Origin of the sequence: Natronoflexus pectinivorans (genome assembly GCF_004345615.1) — a bacterium.
In the GTDB taxonomy this organism is placed as follows: domain Bacteria; phylum Bacteroidota; class Bacteroidia; order Bacteroidales; family Marinilabiliaceae; genus Natronoflexus; species Natronoflexus pectinivorans.
Map to the genome: position 1 here is coordinate 1 of NZ_SLWK01000032.1, position 3,803 is coordinate 3,803.

General features: G+C 28.7%; 2 protein-coding genes. Both read right to left on the reverse strand.

Features of this window, described 5'->3' with window-relative positions; translation table 11 throughout:
• Nucleotides 1-453: 453 nt before the first annotated feature.
• A complete protein-coding gene (locus EV194_RS16730) occupies nucleotides 454-2,898 on the reverse strand; it encodes a DEAD/DEAH box helicase (RefSeq protein WP_132435672.1) in 2,445 nt (814 codons plus the stop codon).
• A 7-nt stretch (nucleotides 2,899-2,905) separates the two neighbouring features.
• Nucleotides 2,906-3,670 carry a hypothetical protein gene (locus tag EV194_RS16735; RefSeq protein WP_207916114.1) on the reverse strand — a complete coding sequence of 255 codons (765 nt, stop codon included), beginning with the start codon at nucleotides 3,668-3,670 and terminating at the stop codon, nucleotides 2,906-2,908.
• Between the last annotated feature and the right edge of the window lie 133 nt (nucleotides 3,671-3,803).

Genomic DNA, 3,803 nt, shown 5'->3' on the forward strand with positions numbered 1-3,803 from the left:
CTATTTTGCGAAGCCACGAAATATTCAGTTCGATATCCAAATTATTCCGTTATTGGATTTTAGTCGTTGTGCGAGTATAAAAATGATTTTCTATTTTGAATCTAAGGATTAATCTTTATTCAATTTTTTTTAATGTATTCTGGTCGTTTAAATATTGATATTCTGGTCGTTATGTTGTTAAAATCAATATTCTGGTCGTTAAATTTTTCAATGCACTCAGTTTTTCTAATTGAATTGATTTTCTCCCTAATCTCTGTAAGAATTGATTTTAATTTTCTATAAATAAGGGATTTGCTTCAAAAAAATGGAGTGCCCCCCTAACGGTTACGTATATGAAACGTTTGGCATTTCGAAGCACTTTCCTGTCAAGTTACAAGTGATTTTGATACGAGCTTAAATGCTCGATAAACCACTGACTGCCAAATGTTTTATATACGATGTTAGCGAGAGTACTTAATTCAAAAATCTCTTTATTTCAAATTTGTAAAAGTCATCAACTGAATCTAAGAATTTATAAAAGTTCTCATTTGCAGTCAAGTTGTTGTAAGAATCAAATGACATATTGCTTAATTGCCCATCTTCTGATAATCTAGAAATCAAACTAATATTTAATCCATATTTTGTTAAAGCAATTTTTTGTTCATCTGTTGTCCCATAAATGTAAAGGTTATATTCGTCCAAATCAATCAGTTTGTAGTCAAATAACATCACAATGAATTTATTCAATTTAAAACTTACAAAATCTTCTTCCATCTTTAATTTTACGACTGCAAGGTTAATTAATTGACTATCATCTTTAACACGCAAGTCAATATATGTTTTATTATAACCCAAATCGTCAAAATCTATCTCGCCATATGAAGAACCAAAATACATTTTTGGATTAGTGCTCTGTGATTTTTTTTTGAAGAATTCAAATTGTGAAATAATATTTTCCTGTAATGATTTTTTGCGTCCGATTAAAATAAAATTCTCATAATAATCCCGAGCTTCTTTATTATTTAAACGACCGATTTCAAAATCAATCAAGGAGTTGATGTCCTTTACAAACATGTAATGTAATTTTTCAAGCATTGTAAATTCATTAAAATTTACGTCTTCGCCTAAAATCTCATTTAACTTTAATCGTCTAATTTTTAATTCAATTGATTGTATCAACTCATTGATGTCAGAATAATGATTTGAAATTCCAGACTCAATAATGTATGACTTTAATTTATCTTGTTCACTTGCATGATTAGCCGAAATGAAATCTTCGTTTTCTTGTATTATTTTTACTTTCAATAAATAATTTGGGTCTGTTTTTTTTGCCTGCTTTTCAAAATCAAATTCTGTTAGAATAGGATTTTCAACTTCGTCTTTAAAACTTCGACTTCTCAATTCTTTAATTTTATTCTCCATATTACTGCTTTTACGATTATAATACTCAGTATTTATAAAATGGATAGGAGGAACAAGTTTTTGAAGGTTTTCTTCTGTATTAAAAATTTGATTTAATCTATTTACTCGTCCAATTAAATTAATCAATTCTTTTCCTTTTAAACCTGTCGTATTATAGACAAATAGGCAATCAATAGGAAGGTTCATGCCTTCAAGAATTACTGAATTAGCAATAATATATTTCAATTCAGATAATGTACGGTATTTTTCTTCAAGGTATTCCTTTATTAAATCTGGTAATTTCCCATGAATATAAATAACACCAAAATTTAGACAATCAACTACATAAAAATCTTTGTGTACTTCTTTACGCAATATTTTTTTCAATTCAGCAATTGCATCAGTAATTTCTATTTCGGGTAGATAATTACAGAATTCTTTAGCAAATTCTTCAATTCTTACAGGTCTATAATTATAAATAAAATTCTTATTGTTCGATTGCGCAATAGTATATTGAAATGGATTATTATTTTTTCCTAATGAGTAAAACTCATCAAGAAATCTATTGTAAAGACGTACTAACCCATTTAATTTAAGTTCAAATAAATCAGGTTCTTTTAGATTATATTCTATTGTGTGGGTTGAAATATGTTGGTCTTCAGATACCCTAACATTATGAATATTTTCAATTAATGGAGATAGGTAAATTACTCGTTGATTATTGTTTATTTTCCTATTCTTTGATATTAACCGAGATAGCAAGATACTCCGTGAATCATCGTTTAAAATATTATGTGCTTCATCAATGAAGAGTACATCATAGGCAATGTTTTTTCGGTTCATTAGTCTTAGTGCTCTTTCTTGGGTGAAAACTGCAATAAATTCTTCTTCATCATCATACATTTCATCGTGCATAATAATTTTTCTTCCAAGATTTGCACTTCTTACCAATTGGTATGTTTGCATTAATAATGACTTTGTAGGAAGAACAATTACAATTTTATGATTTGCCTTTTCTAAATTCTTTATTGAACTTATAATCAAGTTACTTTTTCCAAAGGATGTTGGAGCTAAATAACATTTTTCAAAAGATTCATCATGTAAGAAATCACTAGTTCTATGATTCTGTTCTAAAGTCTCAATATAATTGCTTTCATTCCTAAATTTTGAAATCGAATTATAAATTATTGAATCATCGAAATGTTCAATTGGAAGCAATTCATATTTAATTATATCATTTGCTATTGGGTAAAAACCTAAATTCACAGAAATGTCATACAGTGGCTTATAGTCACCAGTGTTTAAAGAATATTTTAATATCAAGTAATAGGCGAAATCAATATAACTAGTAAACCTTCTGTCAATTTGATAGTGTTTAATTAATAAAATTGACACTCCTAAAAGGTAACTTTTTTCTGAATCATTCAATTCTTGATTTGTTATTAGTTTTCCAACAACTGCGTTGAATTCAGAAATTTTTCCAATATATTTTAGAGTGCGCTTTTCCTTTGAGTCCATAAAATTTTTATTGTGTCATTTGTTCGATGAGTGTGTCAATAGACTTTTTATTCACACAAATGATATTTATTTTCTTATAATCAAAACTTTCAGACATTTGAAATATAGTGTCATGGTCTGGTTTAACTACATTATCATCCCAATTTCCGTTATGGTAAATTGTTGATGCAGGGATTATATTTAGAGTGCTAATGTCAGGGAAAGTTTTGCGTACATAGTTAATGGATAGGGCTTTAATGTTTTTAAGAATATCCGTTGAAGTTCCTGCTACAATTGCATGATTATATGCATTACTCCACGGATTATTTGTTCCTTTCCCATCAATTTTATTTTTTAAATCATCATATGCCTCTTTAATCTTCTTTTTATGTGAAATTCCATTGGTGTCAATACTTCCAGATTTACTTTCCATAATCCATTCTTCGTTCGAAAACGAATAGTACCCGTCAAATCCCTTTTTAATTGAACCTTCTTCAAGATTCTTAAACAAACATTCTTGATTAAAACCACAAACCTTCAAATAAAGATGAGTAATAAACTCTGCGATTGCCCCCTTCTTTATATCATCGCTTTTCGTTGTAAGGAAATTGAAAATCTCAGATTTAACAACGTCAATTGGATTTCCAAAATCACCATCCCAAATTGATGTGATATTTTCCTCTATTAATGTTTGTAATTTTACATCAATATCTTGAATATTAACAAAGTGAATGAAATTCCCATCGCTCGTCTCTTTAATATCAGATGAAAATATGTCAATTTTAAAACTCATAATTGTCAGATTGTTATAGGTCTTTTTGTATTCTCGCTAACGGTCACATATATGAAATGTTGGGGGCTTCGGGAGTCAGAATTATCGGCCGACACAGAAATTTATGCGGAGCACAAACGTCAATGTAAGCACC